This is a genomic window from Pseudoalteromonas sp. 20-92, from assembly GCF_030847595.1.
GTDB lineage: Bacteria > Pseudomonadota > Gammaproteobacteria > Enterobacterales > Alteromonadaceae > Pseudoalteromonas > Pseudoalteromonas fuliginea.
On sequence record NZ_JANJGQ010000106.1, the window covers coordinates 1 to 274 of the forward strand.

1 pseudogene is annotated in these 274 nt (G+C 50.0%); it reads right to left on the minus strand.

Going from position 1 to position 274, the window contains the following annotated elements:
- Positions 1–274, minus strand: a pseudogene (locus NRL14_RS20945) (electron transport complex subunit RsxC); the annotation flags it as partial.

Here is a 274-nt window from a genome sequence, read left to right on the forward strand (position 1 = left end):
GGCGGCTTTTTTATCATCAACTGGTGCTTCGGTTTGCGGCGCTTCACTAACGACTGGCTCAGTACCTTCATTTGCTTTAGCTGCTTTTTTAGCTTTAGCGCGTGCAATAGCAGCGGCAACGGCGGCTTTTTTGTCATCAACAGGTGTTTCGGTTTGCGGCGCTTCACTAACGGCAGGCTCTGCATTTTCTAAGGCTGTAGCTGCTTTTTTAGCTTTGGCGCGTGCAATAGCAGCGGCAACGGCGGCTTTTTTATCATCAACTGGTGCTTCGGTT